This is a genomic window from Pseudomonas fluorescens (genome assembly GCF_900215245.1).
Classification (GTDB): domain Bacteria; phylum Pseudomonadota; class Gammaproteobacteria; order Pseudomonadales; family Pseudomonadaceae; genus Aquipseudomonas; species Aquipseudomonas fluorescens.
Window position 1 is genome coordinate 1,201,535 of sequence record NZ_LT907842.1, and the last position, 15,753, is coordinate 1,217,287.

General features: G+C 57.4%; 13 protein-coding genes and 2 tRNA genes. 1 reads left to right on the plus strand and 14 read right to left on the minus strand.

Going from position 1 to position 15,753, the window contains the following annotated elements; translation table 11 throughout:
- Window positions 1–24: 24 nt before the first annotated feature.
- From infB to rlmE, 11 genes are all read right to left on the minus strand, one after another.
- Complete coding sequence (gene infB / locus CPH89_RS05650; protein WP_053258072.1) at window positions 25–2,541, minus strand: translation initiation factor IF-2; 2,517 nt, start codon at window positions 2,539–2,541, stop codon at window positions 25–27.
- A 27-nt stretch (window positions 2,542–2,568) separates the two neighbouring features.
- Window positions 2,569–4,050 carry a transcription termination factor NusA gene (gene nusA, locus CPH89_RS05655; protein WP_003212187.1) on the minus strand — a complete coding sequence of 494 codons (1,482 nt, stop codon included), beginning with the start codon at window positions 4,048–4,050 and terminating at the stop codon, window positions 2,569–2,571.
- Between the two features lie 47 nt (window positions 4,051–4,097).
- A complete protein-coding gene (rimP, locus tag CPH89_RS05660; protein ID WP_003235029.1) occupies window positions 4,098–4,556 on the minus strand; it encodes a ribosome maturation factor RimP in 459 nt (152 codons plus the stop codon).
- Between the two features lie 140 nt (window positions 4,557–4,696).
- Window positions 4,697–4,773, minus strand: a tRNA-Met gene (locus tag CPH89_RS05665).
- 96 nt (window positions 4,774–4,869) lie between these two features.
- Window positions 4,870–4,955 (minus strand) — tRNA-Leu (locus CPH89_RS05670).
- A 22-nt stretch (window positions 4,956–4,977) separates the two neighbouring features.
- Window positions 4,978–5,361 carry a preprotein translocase subunit SecG gene (secG, locus tag CPH89_RS05675; RefSeq protein ID WP_053258073.1) on the minus strand — a complete coding sequence of 128 codons (384 nt, stop codon included), beginning with the start codon at window positions 5,359–5,361 and terminating at the stop codon, window positions 4,978–4,980.
- 4 nt (window positions 5,362–5,365) lie between these two features.
- Window positions 5,366–6,121, minus strand: coding sequence for a triose-phosphate isomerase (gene tpiA, locus CPH89_RS05680; protein WP_053258074.1), 756 nt, complete (start codon window positions 6,119–6,121; stop codon window positions 5,366–5,368).
- Between the two features lie 66 nt (window positions 6,122–6,187).
- Entirely contained in the window at window positions 6,188–7,525 is a 1,338-nt protein-coding gene (gene glmM / locus CPH89_RS05685) for a phosphoglucosamine mutase (RefSeq protein ID WP_053258075.1), read from the minus strand.
- 16 nt (window positions 7,526–7,541) lie between these two features.
- A complete protein-coding gene (folP, locus tag CPH89_RS05690) occupies window positions 7,542–8,393 on the minus strand; it encodes a dihydropteroate synthase (protein ID WP_053258076.1) in 852 nt (283 codons plus the stop codon).
- An 8-nt stretch (window positions 8,394–8,401) separates the two neighbouring features.
- Entirely contained in the window at window positions 8,402–10,312 is a 1,911-nt protein-coding gene (gene ftsH / locus CPH89_RS05695; RefSeq protein WP_017478564.1) for an ATP-dependent zinc metalloprotease FtsH, read from the minus strand.
- 200 nt (window positions 10,313–10,512) lie between these two features.
- Window positions 10,513–11,163, minus strand: coding sequence for a 23S rRNA (uridine(2552)-2'-O)-methyltransferase RlmE (rlmE, locus tag CPH89_RS05700; protein WP_032862906.1), 651 nt, complete (start codon window positions 11,161–11,163; stop codon window positions 10,513–10,515).
- Window positions 11,164–11,268: 105 nt separating this feature from the next.
- On the opposite strand from rlmE, the gene CPH89_RS05705 reads away from it, so the two are divergent.
- On the plus strand, window positions 11,269–11,577 hold the full coding sequence (locus tag CPH89_RS05705; protein WP_017139256.1) for a YhbY family RNA-binding protein: 309 nt from the start codon (window positions 11,269–11,271) through the stop codon (window positions 11,575–11,577).
- Between the two features lie 23 nt (window positions 11,578–11,600).
- Here CPH89_RS05705 and CPH89_RS05710 read toward each other — a convergent pair whose 3' ends face one another.
- The 3 genes from CPH89_RS05710 to carB are packed head-to-tail and all read right to left on the minus strand — an operon-like array spanning window position 11,601 to window position 15,728.
- Entirely contained in the window at window positions 11,601–12,005 is a 405-nt protein-coding gene (locus CPH89_RS05710; protein WP_053258077.1) for a hypothetical protein, read from the minus strand.
- 28 nt (window positions 12,006–12,033) lie between these two features.
- Window positions 12,034–12,510 carry a transcription elongation factor GreA gene (gene greA, locus CPH89_RS05715; RefSeq protein WP_053258078.1) on the minus strand — a complete coding sequence of 159 codons (477 nt, stop codon included), beginning with the start codon at window positions 12,508–12,510 and terminating at the stop codon, window positions 12,034–12,036.
- Window positions 12,507–15,728: a carbamoyl-phosphate synthase large subunit gene (carB, locus tag CPH89_RS05720; protein ID WP_017139259.1), complete on the minus strand. Its 3,222-nt coding sequence runs from the start codon at window positions 15,726–15,728 to the stop codon at window positions 12,507–12,509. The genes greA and carB overlap by 4 nt, the downstream gene beginning before the upstream one ends.
- Between the last annotated feature and the right edge of the window lie 25 nt (window positions 15,729–15,753).

Here is a 15,753-nt window from a genome sequence, read left to right on the forward strand (position 1 = left end):
TGCGTGGCTCCGGAAGTGCGCGAGTTAGAGGCTGCGAGCAACCTGAACCTTCTCGTAGACTTCGATCTTGTCGCCAGCCTTGACGTCGTTGTAGCTCTTGACGCCGATACCGCATTCCATGCCGGCACGTACTTCAGAAGCGTCATCCTTGAAGCGGCGCAGGGATTCCAGCTCGCCTTCGAAGATAACGATGTCTTCACGCAGTACACGGATTGGACGGTTACGGTGCACAGTGCCTTCGATAACCATACAGCCGGCAATCGCGCCGAATTTCGGCGAACGGAACACGTCACGGACCTCGGCAACACCCAGGATGTTCTCCCGGACGTCACTGCCAAGCATGCCGGTAAGGGCTTTCTTGACGTCTTCGATGATGTCGTAGATGACGTTGTAGTAACGCATGTCCAGGCCTTCCTGCTCGACGATCTTGCGAGCGCCAGCATCGGCACGCACGTTGAAACCGAACAGTACAGCGTTGGAAGCCAGTGCCAGGTTGGCGTCGGACTCGGTGATACCACCGACACCGCCACCGACAACACGCACTTGCACTTCGTCGTTACCCAGGCCGTTCAAGGCGCCGTTCAACGCTTCGAGAGAACCACGAACGTCAGATTTGAGGACGATGTTGAGCGTCTTCTTCTCTGCCTGACCCATGTTCTCAAAGATGTTTTCCAGCTTGCCGGCGTGAGCACGAGCCAGTTTGACTTCGCGGAACTTGCCTTGACGGAACAGAGCCACTTCACGGGCTTTCTTCTCGTCAGCAACTACGCTCATCTCGTCGCCAGCGTCCGGAGTACCGTCCAGGCCGAGGATCTCGACAGGGATGGAAGGACCGGCTTCTTTGATTGGCTTGCCGTTCTCGTCGAGCATGGCACGTACACGGCCATAGTTCGAACCGACCAGCACCATGTCGCCTTGGCGCAGATTACCGTCTTGAACCAGTACGGTTGCAACCGGGCCACGACCTTTGTCGAGACGCGATTCAACCACAACGCCACGACCCGGGGCCGATGGAGTTGCTTTCAGTTCGAGTACTTCAGCTTGCAGCAGGACTGCTTCGAGCAGTTCGTCTACACCGGTACCGACTTTCGCCGAGACCGAGACAAACGGCGTATCACCGCCCCACTCTTCGGACGTCACGCCGTGAACCGACAGTTCGCTACGGATGCGATCAAGATCGGCGCCCGGCTTGTCGATTTTGTTCACTGCAACAACCAGTGGAACACCAGCAGCCTTGGCGTGCTGGACAGCTTCAATGGTCTGCGGCATCACGCCGTCGTCCGCTGCAACAACCAGGATCACGATGTCAGTCGCCTTGGCACCACGGGCACGCATTGCGGTAAACGCGGCGTGACCTGGGGTGTCGAGGAAAGTAACCATGCCGCGTTCGGTTTCAACGTGGTACGCGCCGATGTGCTGGGTGATACCGCCGGCTTCGCCAGCAGCTACCTTGGCACGACGAATGTAATCGAGCAGCGACGTCTTACCATGGTCAACGTGGCCCATTACGGTCACGACTGGCGCACGGGAGAACGTCTCACCTTCAAACTTCAAGGACTCGGCCAGGGAGTCTTCCAGAGCGGTATCGCTGACCAGGGTCACTTTGTGGCCCAGTTCTTCGGCTACCAGTTGAGCAGTTTCCTGATCAAGCACCTGGTTGATGGTCGCTGGAGTACCCAGTTTGAACATGAACTTGATGATTTCAGCAGCCTTGACCGACATCTGATTGGCGAGATCGCCAACAGTGATGGTCTCGCCGATCTGCACATCACGCACGACAGGGCCGGTTGGGCTCTGGAAACCGTGGGCGTTACGCTTTTTCAGCTTGGCCTTGCCGCGACCACCACGACGGAAGCCATCGCTTTCTTCGTCGGTAGTACGAGGGGCAACGCGTGGAGCAGGCGCTTTCTCTTTGACCGAGGCACGATGCGGAGCGTTTTTACGCTCGCCATCGCCACCACCACCGCGACGATTATTATCGTCGGCACGTGGTTTGTCCGGACGACGAGGTTCGTCACGCTTGCGAGCGTCAGCTGCAGGAGCAGGTGCAGCGGCAACCGGAGCGGCCTCACGCACAGCTTCAACAGGCGCGGCGACCGCCTCAGTGGCAGCAGGTTGCGCAGCAGCAGGCTGGCGACGCGCTTCTTCTTCGGCGCGACGCTTGGCTTCTTCTTCAGCCTTCTGACGAGCAGCATTTTCTACTGCGCGACGTTCTTCCAGTTCGCGTTTGCGCTCGGCTTCAATTTCTTCCGGGCTGCGCTGTACGAAGACTTTCTTCTTGCGTACTTCAACGCTGATGCTCTTGCTACCAGCAACACGCAGGGTGCTGGTGGTTTTGCGCTGCAATGTAATCTTGCGCGGTTCTTCCACTTTCGCCTTGTGGCTGCTCTTCAAGTGAGTCAGCAAAGACTGCTTCTCACTGTCGCTCACACCTTCATCGGCGGCGGTGTGCGGCAGACCTGCCTCACGCATCTGCTGCAACAGGCGCTCTACCGGTGTTTTGACCTCATCGGCCAGTTGTTTCACCGTGACTTGCGTCATGCACTTCTCTCCTCAGGCCGCGCCTAGTTACTCGAACCAATGGGCTCGGGCGGCCATGATCAACTTGCCGGCACGATCATCGTCAATGCCGTCGATGTCGAGCAGATCGTCAATAGACTGCTCGGCCAGGTCTTCGCGGGTAATTACGCCGCGCACCGCCAGTTCCATCGCCAAATCCTTGTCCATACCCTCAAGCGAGAGCAGGTCTTCGGCCGGATGGGCGTCTGCCAGCTTTTCCTCAGTAGCGATGGCTTTAGTCAACAAACGATCCTTGGCCCGAGCGCGAAGCTCGTTGACGGTGTCTTCGTCAAAGCCGTCGATGTTGAGCATTTCTTCCAACGGTACGTAGGCAATCTCTTCCAGGCTGGTGAAGCCTTCATCTACCAGCACCTGCGCCAGGTCTTCGTCGACTTCCAGCTCGTCGATGAAGTTGCGCAGGATGTCACCGGTTTCAGCTTGCTGCTTAGCCTGGATGTCCGATTCGGTCATCACGTTCAGGGTCCAACCGGTCAGTTGGCTGGCCAGACGCACGTTCTGACCACCACGACCAATGGCCTGAGCCAGATTGTCTGCGCCAACGGCGATGTCCATTGCATGGGCATCTTCGTCAACGATAATTGCCGCCACTTCAGCTGGCGACATGGCGTTGATCACGAACTGCGCCGGGTTATCGTCCCACAGGACGATGTCCACACGCTCACCGCCCAACTCGCCCGACACTGCCTGGACGCGCGAACCGCGCATACCAATGCAAGCACCTTGCGGGTCAATGCGTTTGTCCTTGGAGCGGACCGCGATCTTGGCGCGCGAACCCGGGTCGCGGGACGCAGCCATGACTTCGATCAGGCCTTCGGCGATTTCCGGCACTTCAATACGGAACAGCTCGATCAGCATTTCCGGCGCGGTACGCGACAGGATCAACTGAGGGCCGCGGTTCTCGGTGCGGATTTCCTTGAGCAGCGCACGCAGACGTACGCCAACCCGGAAGGTTTCGCGAGAGATGATGTCTTCGCGGGCCAGCAACGCTTCTGCGTTGTTACCCAGGTCGACGATCACGTTGTCGCGGGTGACTTTTTTCACGGTGCCGGAGATGATTTCACCCAGGCGCTCGCGATAAGCGTCAACGACTTGAGCGCGCTCGGCTTCGCGAACCTTCTGCACGATGACCTGCTTGGCGGTCTGTGCAGCAATACGGCCGAACTCGATCGATTCGATCTTTTCTTCGACGACATCACCTACCTGAGCGCCAGGGTGCGTTTCGGCAACCTTGCTCGGCCAGGTTTCGATGGCCGGATCATCAAGATCGGCTTCTTCGACGACCGTCCAGCGACGGAAAGTCTCATAGGCACCGGTGTGGCGGTTGATTTCCACACGCAGATCCACTTCGTCTTCAAAACGCTTTTTGGTAGCAGTGGCCAGGGCCAGCTCCAGCGCTTCAAAAATCACGTTTGCCGGTACGCCCTTTTCATTGGATACCGACTCAACAACCAGCAGTACTTCTTTGCTCATCGTACGCCTCGCCTTTCGCAAGCCATTGGATCCGCGGGATCCGCGTCTCAGTCAAAACTGGGAATAATGTTGGCCTTGTCGATCATATCGATCGGCAACAGGAATTCATGGTCTTCTACCTGCACCACGACATCCTGTTCTTCTACACCGCGCAGAAGGCCCTGAAAGTTGCGTCGCCCTTCGAACGGGGAGCGCAGCTTGATCTTCACTTGTTCACCGGCAAATTTTGCAAACTGATCAATAGTGAACAGTGGGCGTTCCATGCCTGGCGAGGAAACTTCGAGGGTATATTCAACGGAGATTGGATCTTCAACATCCAGGACACCGCTGATCTGACGGCTGACAATGGCACAATCGTCCACCAGCACACCGCCCTCTTTATCGATATAAACGCGCAACATTGAGTGGCGACCTTGAGCCGAAAACTCAATACCCCAGCATTCATAGCCTAGGGCCACGACCACCGGGGCCAACAAGGCCTGCAACTCTTCTAGCTTGCTCGACACCTGAACCCCCTCGTGCATGTATGTGCATGCTGTGCAAAATAAAAAAATGGGCGAAACGCCCATCCTTGAAACGCCGTCGAATAGCGGCGTTGAAAGTGTCCAGCTAACAAAAAGCCCCTTAAAAGGGGCTCCGCTAAAACTGGTTGCGGGGGCCGGATTTGAACCGACGACCTTCGGGTTATGAGCCCGACGAGCTACCAGACTGCTCCACCCCGCGACAAAGCTGGGGCGGAAGTATACGACCGATCCCTTACAGGGTCAATGTAACCTTCCACCTACAAGAAAGCCCGCAACAGCGGGCTCTCCTGATAATTGGTACCGAGAAGGGGACTCGAACCCCTACACCCTATGGGCACAACCACCTCAAGGTTGCGTGTCTACCAATTCCACCACCTCGGCAATACAGCGTTTACAACCCTTCTTACTTCTGCTCTTGAGCTGGAGGCACGTCAGTCGCTGGAGTAGCCGACTTTTGCTCTTGAAGCACCGGGACATCATCAGAAGCCGGTTTTGCTTTTGGTACTTCCAACACTGCTGGGTTTGGGAGACCTATTTGAGTCAGCACATGAGCTTTCTCTTTAGCAAAGTAACCTAACCCCAAGCTGGTTATGAAGAAACCGGCGGCAAGTATAGCAGTAAACTTACTAAGAAAGGTAGAGGAACCTTGGCTTCCGAACACAGTATTTGAAGCACCTGCACCGAAAGACGCACCAGCATCCGCACCTTTACCCTGTTGCAACAAAACCAGGGCAACTACGCCCAGGGCAGCCAACAGATGAAAAACGACTACGACTGTTTCCAGCATTTTTTCAGTTTCCCGCGGCGCGACAAATCGCACCGAACTCATCTGCATTCAGGGAAGCTCCACCAATGAGCCCCCCATCGATATCCGGCATGCCGAACAGTTCGACCGCATTGGCCGCCTTCACGCTGCCGCCGTATAGAAGCCGCACACCTTGTGCGACCTCAGAATTCTCTGCCGCCAACTGTGCGCGAATGGCTGCGTGCACATCCTGCGCCTGTTGCGGTGTAGCAGTCAGTCCGGTGCCAATGGCCCAGACCGGCTCGTAAGCAATTACTGCCTTTGCAAACGCACCAACACCCAGCTCCTCGATGATGCTGCCCAGTTGACGCGAGACAACTTCAAGAGTTTTACCCGATTCACGCTGCTCAAGGGTCTCCCCTATGCACAACACCGGAATCAAGCCACAAGCCTGTGCCGCTGCGAACTTGCGATTAAGTGTCCCATCACGCTCGCCCATCATCTGACGGCGCTCGGAGTGCCCGACAAGCACATAGGAACAACCCGCATCTACCAACTGACCCGGCGAAATTTCACCGGTCAAAGCACCTTGCATGGGCTCCACCGCAGAATTCTGCGCGCCGACCTGAATCGACTTACCTTTCAAGCCATCAACCACTTGGTTGATATGCAAGCAAGGCGGGAAAACCGCAACATCAACACCGCTAGGCAAGGCCAAGTGACGAAGGCCATTGATCAGCTCAGCGACACTGGCGCGGGTACCGTGCATCTTCCAGTTACCAGCTACCATAGTGCGACGCATGCTGTACCCCGTCGGTCAAAGTGGGCGCAGATGTTACCCAACCACATCAACACTGGCAAGCCGAATTCAGGCGCAAATTTCAGTTACCAGTTTTGCCAGGTCTTCGGCATGGCCGCGAACCTGTGTTTCATCTTCACCTTCGACCATGACGCGCACCAGAGGCTCCGTGCCGGACTTGCGCAGTAACACCCGCCCACGCCCCGCCATTGCCAGGGTCACGCGCTCGCAGGCGTCTTTGACCGCAGGGTGCTCGATCGGGTTTTCGCCACCGGCAAAACGCACATTGAGCAAAACCTGCGGGCACTTACGAAGCGCCTGGCGCGCCTGAGCAAGGCTCTCCTCACGACGACGCAAGGACAGCAGCACCTGCAACGCGGCAATAATCGCATCGCCAGTCGTCGTGTGCTGGAAGCAAACCACATGCCCCGAGTTCTCACCGCCCACCTGCCAGTTACGCTCCAGCAGCTCGGCGATCACATAGCGGTCACCGACATTGGCGCGCACGAAGGGAATTCCAAGGTCTGCCAAGGCCAGTTCCAGCCCCAGGTTGCTCATCAGGGTGCCAACGACGCCGCCCTGTAACTTGTCACGCTCATGCAGGTCGCGAGCAATGATGAACAACAAATCATCGCCATCCACGATAGCCCCAGTGTGATCCACCATCAGCACACGATCGCCATCTCCGTCGAACGCAATACCAAGATCAGCATGCTCAGCCAGGACAGCCGCCTGCAACTGCTCCATATGGGTGGAGCCGCAGTTTTCGTTGATATTCAAACCATTCGGCTGAGCCGACAGCACCGTCACATCGGCGCCCAGCTCCTTGAATACACTCGGAGCCACTTTGTAGGTCGCACCATGGGCGCAATCGACAACAAGCTTCAGCCCGGCAAAATTGGTACTGGTCGGCACGCTGCTCTTGCAAAACTCGATGTAGCGGCCAGACGCATCGTTGATGCGCGAGACCTTGCCCAGCTTGCTGGACTCAACCACCGTCATCGGTGCATCCAGCAGCTCTTCGATCATCAGCTCGATTGCATCCGGCAACTTGGTGCCCTGCCCCGAGAAAAACTTGATGCCATTGTCATCATGAGGGTTGTGCGAGGCACTGATCACGATACCGGCTTCAGCGTGGAAGGTACGCGTCAGGTAAGCGATCGCCGGTGTCGGCATTGGCCCCAGCAGCATTACGTCAGCACCTGCGGCGGACAAGCCGGCCTCCAGCGCGGACTCAAACATGTAACCGGAAATACGGGTGTCCTTGCCCACCAGAATGCGGCAAGCGCCCATGCTGCGGAACGCCATGCCTGCCGCCCAGCCCAGCTTGAGCATGAAATCAGGAGTAATCGGAAATTCGCCGACCCGACCACGGATTCCGTCGGTGCCAAAATATTTTTTAGTCATAAGTGCTCCATCGTTCTTATTCGGCTGATTCTACCGCGGCAAGCATACGCACTACGTCGACAGTCTCGGCGACGTCATGCACACGCAAGATACGCGCGCCCTTGGTAACCGCAAGCGCTGCCAGAGCAAGGCCACCGTACAACCGCTCACCCACCGGACGATTCAATGCAAGCCCTATCATGCTCTTGCGCGAAACACCGACCAACAGGGGCCGACCAAGCGCATGCAAGGCTTCCATATGCTTGAACAGGCTTAAATTGTGCTGAAGGGTCTTGGCAAAGCCAAACCCGGGATCAAGGATGATCTTCTCGGCAGCGATTCCCACCTTGGTGCACTGAGCGATCCTTTCAGCAAGAAACCCCCTCACTTCACCCACGAGATCGTCATAGTGCGGACTGTCTTGCATATTGCCGGGCTCGCCCAGCATATGCATCAGGCACACCGGCAGACCGGTTGCCGCTGCTGCATCCAGGGCACCGTCCCGCTGCAGGGAGCGCACATCGTTGATGAGCCCCGCCCCCAGGCGCGCTGTCTCGCGCATCACGGCCGGAGTGGATGTATCCACCGAAATGATCACATCCAGCTCGCGAGCAATGCGCTCGACGACCGGCGCCACTCGCTCCAACTCCTCAAGGGGAGAAACAACGCGAGCACCCGGGCGAGTCGACTCACCCCCCACATCAATCAAGGTCGCGCCAGCCGCCACCATCGCCTCGGCATGACGCAATGCGGCATCGAGTTGACTGAAGCGGCCACCGTCGGAAAAGGAATCGGGGGTTACATTAAGAATGCCCATGACATGTGTATGGGCCAAATCAAGAACCCGGTTGCCGCAAGGCAACCGGGTTAAGGACAACGCAGAAGTCATTTCAAACCTTAGTGGTCAGCTGCCGGACCGCCGATCGGGGCTTCAGGGCGCTCGTTCTGAACCACTGGCGGAGTACCAGAAGTGCCCGAACCACCTTCCCAATCACGAGGCTCACGAGGTGTACGACCCGCCATGATGTCGTCGATCTGGTCGGCATCAATGGTCTCGTACTTCATCAACGCATCAGCCATGGCATCCAGCTTGTCGCGGTTGTCGGTCAGGATCTGTTTGGCCGTGCCGTAGCACTGGTCAATGATGCTACGCACTTCGGAGTCGATCAGCTTGGCCGTTTCACCCGAGAAGCTGGCAGCTTGACCGCCACCGCCACGACCCAGGAACACTTCGCCTTCTTCTTCGGCATACATCAAGGGACCAAGCTTTTCAGACAAGCCCCACTTGGTCACCATGTTCCGCGCAATCTGACTGGCACGCATAATGTCGTTGGAGGCGCCGGTGGTGACGCCATCAAAGCCAAGCGTCATCTCTTCAGCAATACGACCACCATACAGTGAGCAGATCTGACTGATCAGCGCACGCTTGGAGAGGCTGTAACGATCCTCTTCAGGCAGGAACATGGTGACACCCAGCGCCCGACCACGAGGAATGATCGACACCTTGTAAACCGGGTCATGCTCAGGCACCACACGACCAACAATGGCGTGACCGGCTTCGTGATAAGCGGTGTTCTGCTTCTCTTTCTCGGACATGACCATGGATTTGCGCTCGGCGCCCATCATGATCTTGTCTTTTGCCAGTTCGAACTCTTTCATTTCAACGATGCGCTTGCCGGTACGGGCAGCGAACAGCGAAGCCTCGTTCACCAGGTTGGCCAGGTCAGCACCGGAGAAGCCTGGCGTACCACGGGCAATCACGGCCGGAGCCACATCGTCACCCATCGGCACTTTGCGCATATGTACTTTCAAAATCTGTTCGCGACCACGGATGTCCGGCAGACCCACCACAACCTGGCGGTCGAAACGGCCTGGACGCAGCAGCGCAGGGTCCAGTACGTCCGGACGGTTGGTGGCGGCGATGACGATAATGCCGTCATTCATTTCGAAGCCGTCCATCTCCACCAGCAACTGGTTGAGGGTCTGCTCACGCTCATCGTGACCACCGCCCATGCCAGCACCACGATGGCGACCAACAGCGTCGATTTCGTCGATGAAAATGATGCACGGGGCGTGCTTCTTGGCCTGCTCGAACATATCGCGAACACGGCTGGCACCAACACCGACAAACATCTCGACGAAGTCAGAACCGGAAATCGTGAAGAACGGCACCTTGGCTTCGCCGGCAATCGCCTTGGCCAGCAAGGTTTTACCGGTGCCCGGAGGGCCGACCATCAGCACGCCGCGAGGAATACGGCCGCCCAGGCGCTGGAACTTGCCCGGATCGCGCAGGAATTCAACCAGCTCACCGACTTCTTCCTTGGCTTCATCACAACCTGCGACGTCAGCCAGGGTGGTCTTCACCTGATCCTCGGAGAGCAGGCGTGCCTTGCTCTTGCCGAAGCTCATCGGCCCGCCCTTGCCTCCCGCGCCACCTTGCATCTGGCGCATGAAGAACATGAACACGGCGATAATCACCAGGATCGGGAAGCTGGCCACCAGGAGCTGGGTCCAGATGCTCTGCTGCTCAGGCTGCTTGCCTTCAACAACCACATGGTTATCCACCAGGTCGCCGATCAGACCGTTGTCCTGAATTGCCGGACGAATGGTCTTGAAGCTGTCGCCATCGTTGCGTTTGCCGGTAATCACGTAGCCATCAACCGCTACGCGCTCGACCTTGCCATCCTTAACTTGCTGGATGAAGTCGGAATAGTTGAGGGTCTGCGGCTCGTTAGGGCTGGAGAAGTTGTTCATCACCGTCACCAGGACAGCCGCGATGATCAACCACAGGATCAGATTCTTTGCCATATCGTTCAATTAACTACCCTCTGAAGCAAGCTCCGCTACTGGCGCGCGCTTCGCATGATATTCACCGGCCTAACTTACTACATTACCTACAACTCTGGCAGGCGCCGTCTGTAACCCTTTGTGAAACTTTGACTACACAATATTCGTAAAGCTTCATGACGAAAGCGATATAAAAAAACCTATCGCCTTCCTCGAATTTCTCAAAAACGCTCTTCACTCGCTGCACCTTCAACACCGCGGAAGCCGCGGCACAGCAGGTATTGCTCGCGAGACCTGTCTCGGGAAGAGTCAGGTTTGCGCGTTTGCACCTTGTCGAACAGCTTGCGGATGTTCTTGTGGTACTCGTCAAAACCTTCACCCTGGAAGACTTTCACCAGAAAATCACCGCCAGGACGCAAAACCCGACCTGCCAAATCCAGCGCCAGCTCACAAAGGAACATCGCGCGCGGCATATCAACAGCCGGTAATCCACTCATATTGGGGGCCATGTCGGAAATCACAAGGTCTACCTGCGAATTTCCCACAGCTTCAAGGATCTGTGCGAGCACCGCGTCCTGGGTGAAGTCACCATGAACAAAGGTCACATCCGGGATGCTGTCCATTTCCAGAATATCGGAAGCGATCAGTCGACCTTGCCCACCAATCAGACGACTGGTCACTTGGGACCAACCGCCAGGGGCTGCGCCAAGGTCAATAACGCTCATGCCTGGACGAATCAATTTGTCCTTGTCCTGAATCTCCAGCAGCTTGTAGCTGGCCCGGGAACGGTAGCCGTCCTTTTGCGCCTTTTTGACGTAAGGATCGTTGAAATGCTCTTGCAGCCACTTAAGACTAGTTTTGGAACGGGCCACGGGCCACCTCGAAAATAAAACGGGTCGTGATTAACTGGGCGGTCCCGGACTCGCTCGGGTAAACTGGCCGCCGCTTTTTACAAGATCAGACGCAGGGGTCAGATTATGCCGCTCACTCAAGAGCAGAAGAAACAGTACAAATCCATTGGCCACCATCTGAAACCAGTTCTGATTGTGGCAGACAACGGTTTGACTGAAGGTGTGTTAGCCGAACTTGAACGCGCATTGGGCGATCACGAACTGATCAAGATCAAGGTCAACATCCTTGACCGCGAAGCGCGTTTGGCCGCCATTGCAGAACTGTGCAAGGTCGGCAAAGCGGATCTGGTTCAGGTCATCGGCAAGATGGCGCTGCTGTATCGCAAGAACTTCAGCGTCAACAAACAGCTGTCGAACGTACACCGCTTCAAATAATAGCTGTCAAATGACAACAAGGGTCACGGGCGTGCTTCGCGCGCCCTGCCACTCCATCCCGGCGCCGGCTGTATAACCAGCACCAGGCCGGAGAACCCTAGCACAAGATAGCTGAACAGCTGCCAGCGCAACGCTTGCGGCAGCCACACATGCACCACGCAAAACATTGCGCACGCATAGAGCGCCATCAACAGCAGTTGGCCGCGAATATCCCGCCACAAGCTCCCCAAACCCTCGGCCTTGACCAGCACCAATGCCTGGAGCGTCACGCACGCCGCTGCAAAACCGACCAGCAGCGCACTCAGCATTCCGTTGAGCTCATCGATCAGCAGCGGCGCCAGGCCAATCAGGCCCAGCACCGGCAGCACACCGATGTGCAACAACCATAGGCCGCCCACCCAAAGCATCTGGGCGAGCTGCCAAAGCATGGCACCCGCGCGAAGCGGGCGCCGCCTTTCAGACGTGACGGACTTCAACAATCTCGTACTCGGTCACGCCACCTGGCGTCTTAACGGTCACCACATCCCCCTCTTCCTTGGCAATCAAGGCGCGGGCCAGTGGTGAACCGACGGAGATCTTGCCGAGTTTGAAGTCAGCCTCGTCCTCACCGACGATTTGGTAAACCACGCTTTCGTCCGTTTCGACGTTGGCGATTTCCACGGTGGTGCCGAAAATCACCTTGCCGGTTTTAGGAATGGTCGTTACGTCGATCACCACCGAATTCTGCAGGCGGCCTTCGATATCACGGATCCGCGCCTCAACCATACCCTGCTGCTCGCGAGCAGCGTGGTATTCGGCGTTTTCCTTCAAGTCACCCAGCTCGCGGGCCGTACCGATGTCCTGGCTCAGCTTTGGACGGACGACCTTGGTCAGATGGGCGTGCTCCTCTTCCAGGGCCTTGAAGCCCTGGACGGTCATTGGGTATTTGGTCATGCCTTCAATCCTGCGTGTAGATCCTGCAAGCGACGCACGGTCTTTTCCGGACCGAACTTGAGCGCTTCGCAGATGGCTTCGCCAGCAGCAATGGTGGTGGTGCAGTAGATCTTGTGCTGCAAGGCATTACGACGAATGGAGTAGGAATCCGCGATCGACTGGCGACCTTCGGTGGTGTTGATGATCAGCGTGACTTCGTCATTCTTGATCATGTCGACCACATGCGGACGGCCTTCCGTCACCTTGTTCACGCGACGCACTTTCAGGCCGGCAGCTTCGATCAGCTTGGCGGTCCCGGCGGTGGCCACGACTTCAAAGCCCAAGTTGATCAGATCACGGGCCACGCCTGCAACCAGCGGTTTGTCGTCGTCACGCACGCTGATGAATGCAGTACCACCGGTCGGCAGCACTTCACTTGCACCCATCTGGGCCTTGGCGAATGCTTCACCGAAAGTGTCGCCCACACCCATCACTTCACCGGTGGACTTCATCTCTGGGCCCAGGATCGGGTCCACACCAGGGAATTTGGCGAATGGGAACACCGCCTCTTTCACGCTGTAGAAGTTAGGAATGATTTCCTTGGTGAAGCCGATTTCCTTCAGGGTCTTACCCGCCATCACGCGGGCAGCGATCATGGCCAGGGACACACCGATGCACTTGGATACAAATGGCACGGTACGCGAAGCACGCGGGTTGACTTCGATGACGTAGATGTCTTCGCCTTGCAGTGCCAACTGAACGTTCATCAGGCCGACAACGCCCAGTTCCAGAGCCATTTTCTTGACCTGCTCACGCATCTCGTCCTGGATGTGCGCCGGCAGCGAATACGGTGGCAGCGAGCATGCGGAGTCACCGGAGTGAACACCCGCCTGTTCGATGTGCTGCATGATCGCGCCGATCACGACGTCGGTACCGTCGCAAACCGCGTCCACGTCCATTTCGATCGCGCAGTTGAGGAAGTGGTCCAGCAGCACCGGGCTGTCGTTGGACACTTTCACCGCATCACGCAGGTAACGCTTAAGTTCTTCTTCTTCGTAAACGATTTCCATCGCACGGCCGCCCAATACGTAGGACGGACGCACCACCAGCGGGTAGCCGATCTTGCTGGCTGCACGAATGGCTTCGTCTTCGCTGCGCACGGTAGCGTTAGGCGGCTGACGCAGGTTCAGGCGCTCAACCATTTGCTGGAAGCGCTCACGGTCTTCGGCACGGTCGATAGCGTCAGGGCTGGTGCCGATGATCGGCACGCCGGCTGCTTCCAGTGCGCGAGCCAGTTTCAGCGGGGTTTGGCCGCCGTACTGGACGATCACGCCCTTTGGCTTCTCGACGCGGCAGATTTCCAGCACGTCTTCCAGGGTTACCGGCTCGAAGTACAGACGGTCGGAAGTGTCGTAGTCAGTGGAAACGGTTTCCGGGTTGCAGTTGACCATGATGGTCTCGTACCCGTCTTCGCGCAGGGCGAGGGCGGCGTGTACGCAGCAGTAGTCGAACTCGATGCCCTGGCCGATACGGTTTGGCCCGCCACCCAGGATAATGATCTTGTCGCGGCCCGACGGCGCGGCTTCGCACTCTTCCTCGTAAGTGGAGTACAGGTACGCGGTGTCAGTGGCGAACTCGGCCGCGCAGGTGTCAACGCGCTTGTAGACCGGGAAGATTTCCAGCTTGTGGCGGTGGGTGCGCAGGTTCTTCTCGGTCACACCCAGCAGCTTGGCCAGACGCTGGTCGGAGAAACCTTTGCGCTTGAGGCGGAACATCAGGTCGCGGTCGATAGAGGACAGACCGAGGGTCTTGACCTTCTCTTCTTCCTTGATCAGGTCTTCGATCTGCACCAGGAACCACGGGTCGATCATGTTCATGCCGAAGATCTGTTCGACGGTCATGCCGGCGCGGAAAGCATCGGCCACGTACCAGATGCGCTCGGCGCCCGGCACGGTCAGCTCGCGCTTGAGCACGCTCATGCTTTCCGGGTTGCTCAGGTCGAGCTTTTCATCCAGGCCGCAAACACCCACTTCCAGGCCGCGAAGGGCTTTCTGCAGGGATTCCTGGAAAGTCCGGCCGATGGCCATGACTTCACCCACGGATTTCATCTGGGTGGTCAGGCGCGCGTCAGCCTTGGCGAATTTCTCGAAGGCAAACCGTGGCAGCTTGGTCACAACGTAGTCGATAGACGGCTCGAAGGACGCCGGAGTAGCGCCGCCCGTGATTTCGTTTTGCAGCTCGTCCAAGGTGTAACCGATCGCCAACTTGGCGGCGATGCGCGCAATCGGGAAGCCGGTCGCTTTCGATGCCAGTGCCGAAGAACGCGACACACGCGGGTTCATCTCGATCACGACCATACGACCGGTGTCCGGGCAGATACCGAACTGAACGTTGGAACCGCCGGTTTCAACGCCGATCTCACGCAATACCGCCAACGAGGCGTTACGCATGATCTGGTATTCCTTGTCCGTCAGGGTCTGTGCCGGAGCAACGGTGATCGAGTCACCGGTGTGCACGCCCATCGGGTCGAAGTTTTCGATGGAGCAGACGATGATGCAGTTGTCCTTCTTATCGCGGACAACCTCCATTTCGTACTCTTTCCAGCCGATCAGGGATTCGTCGATCAGCAGTTCTTTAGTCGGCGACAGGTCCAGACCGCGCGCGCAGATTTCTTCGAACTCTTCACGGTTGTAAGCAATACCGCCACCGGTGCCGCCCATGGTGAAGGACGGACGAATGATGCACGGGAAGCCCAGCTTTTCGAGAACCGCATTGGCCTCTTCCATGCTGTGGGCAATACCGGAGCGCGGGCAGTCAAGGCCGATGGACTTCATGGCCTTGTCGAAACGCGAACGGTCTTCAGCCTTGTCGATGGTGTCGGCATTCGCGCCGATCATCTCAACGCCGAATTTTTCCAGCACGCCTTCGCGCTCCAGGTCCAGGGCGCAGTTCAGTGCAGTCTGGCCGCCCATGGTTGGCAGCAGTGCGTCTGGACGCTCTTTCTCGATGATCTTGGCAACCGTCTGCCACTTGATCGGCTCGATGTAGGTGGCGTCGGCCATGTCCGGGTCGGTCATGATGGTGGCCGGGTTGGAGTTCACCAGGATGACGCGGTAGCCCTCTTCGCGCAGGGCTTTACAGGCCTGGGCGCCGGAGTAGTCGAATTCACAGGCCTGGCCGATCACAATCGGGCCAGCGCCGAGAATCAGGATGCTTTTTATGTCTGTACGTTTTGGCATGGGTTTGTCACTCAAATCCGCAGGT

What these genes read in the sequence shown, in the direction of transcription:
- carB (WP_017139259.1), bottom strand. Translation starts at nt 15,728, where the DNA reads ATGCCAAAACGTACAGACATAAAAAGCATCCTGATTCTCGGCGCTGGC.
- CPH89_RS05710 (WP_053258077.1), bottom strand. Translation starts at nt 12,005, where the DNA reads ATGCTTTGGCAGCTCGCCCAGATGCTTTGGGTGGGCGGCCTATGGTTG.
- greA (WP_053258078.1), bottom strand. Translation starts at nt 12,510, where the DNA reads ATGACCAAATACCCAATGACCGTCCAGGGCTTCAAGGCCCTGGAAGAG.
- nusA (WP_003212187.1), bottom strand. Translation starts at nt 4,050, where the DNA reads ATGAGCAAAGAAGTACTGCTGGTTGTTGAGTCGGTATCCAATGAAAAG.
- secG (WP_053258073.1), bottom strand. Translation starts at nt 5,361, where the DNA reads ATGCTGGAAACAGTCGTAGTCGTTTTTCATCTGTTGGCTGCCCTGGGC.
- ftsH (WP_017478564.1), bottom strand. Translation starts at nt 10,312, where the DNA reads ATGGCAAAGAATCTGATCCTGTGGTTGATCATCGCGGCTGTCCTGGTG.
- glmM (WP_053258075.1), bottom strand. Translation starts at nt 7,525, where the DNA reads ATGACTAAAAAATATTTTGGCACCGACGGAATCCGTGGTCGGGTCGGC.
- folP (WP_053258076.1), bottom strand. Translation starts at nt 8,393, where the DNA reads ATGACTTCTGCGTTGTCCTTAACCCGGTTGCCTTGCGGCAACCGGGTT.
- infB (WP_053258072.1), bottom strand. Translation starts at nt 2,541, where the DNA reads ATGACGCAAGTCACGGTGAAACAACTGGCCGATGAGGTCAAAACACCG.
- CPH89_RS05705 (WP_017139256.1), top strand. Translation starts at nt 11,269, where the DNA reads ATGCCGCTCACTCAAGAGCAGAAGAAACAGTACAAATCCATTGGCCAC.
- tpiA (WP_053258074.1), bottom strand. Translation starts at nt 6,121, where the DNA reads ATGCGTCGCACTATGGTAGCTGGTAACTGGAAGATGCACGGTACCCGC.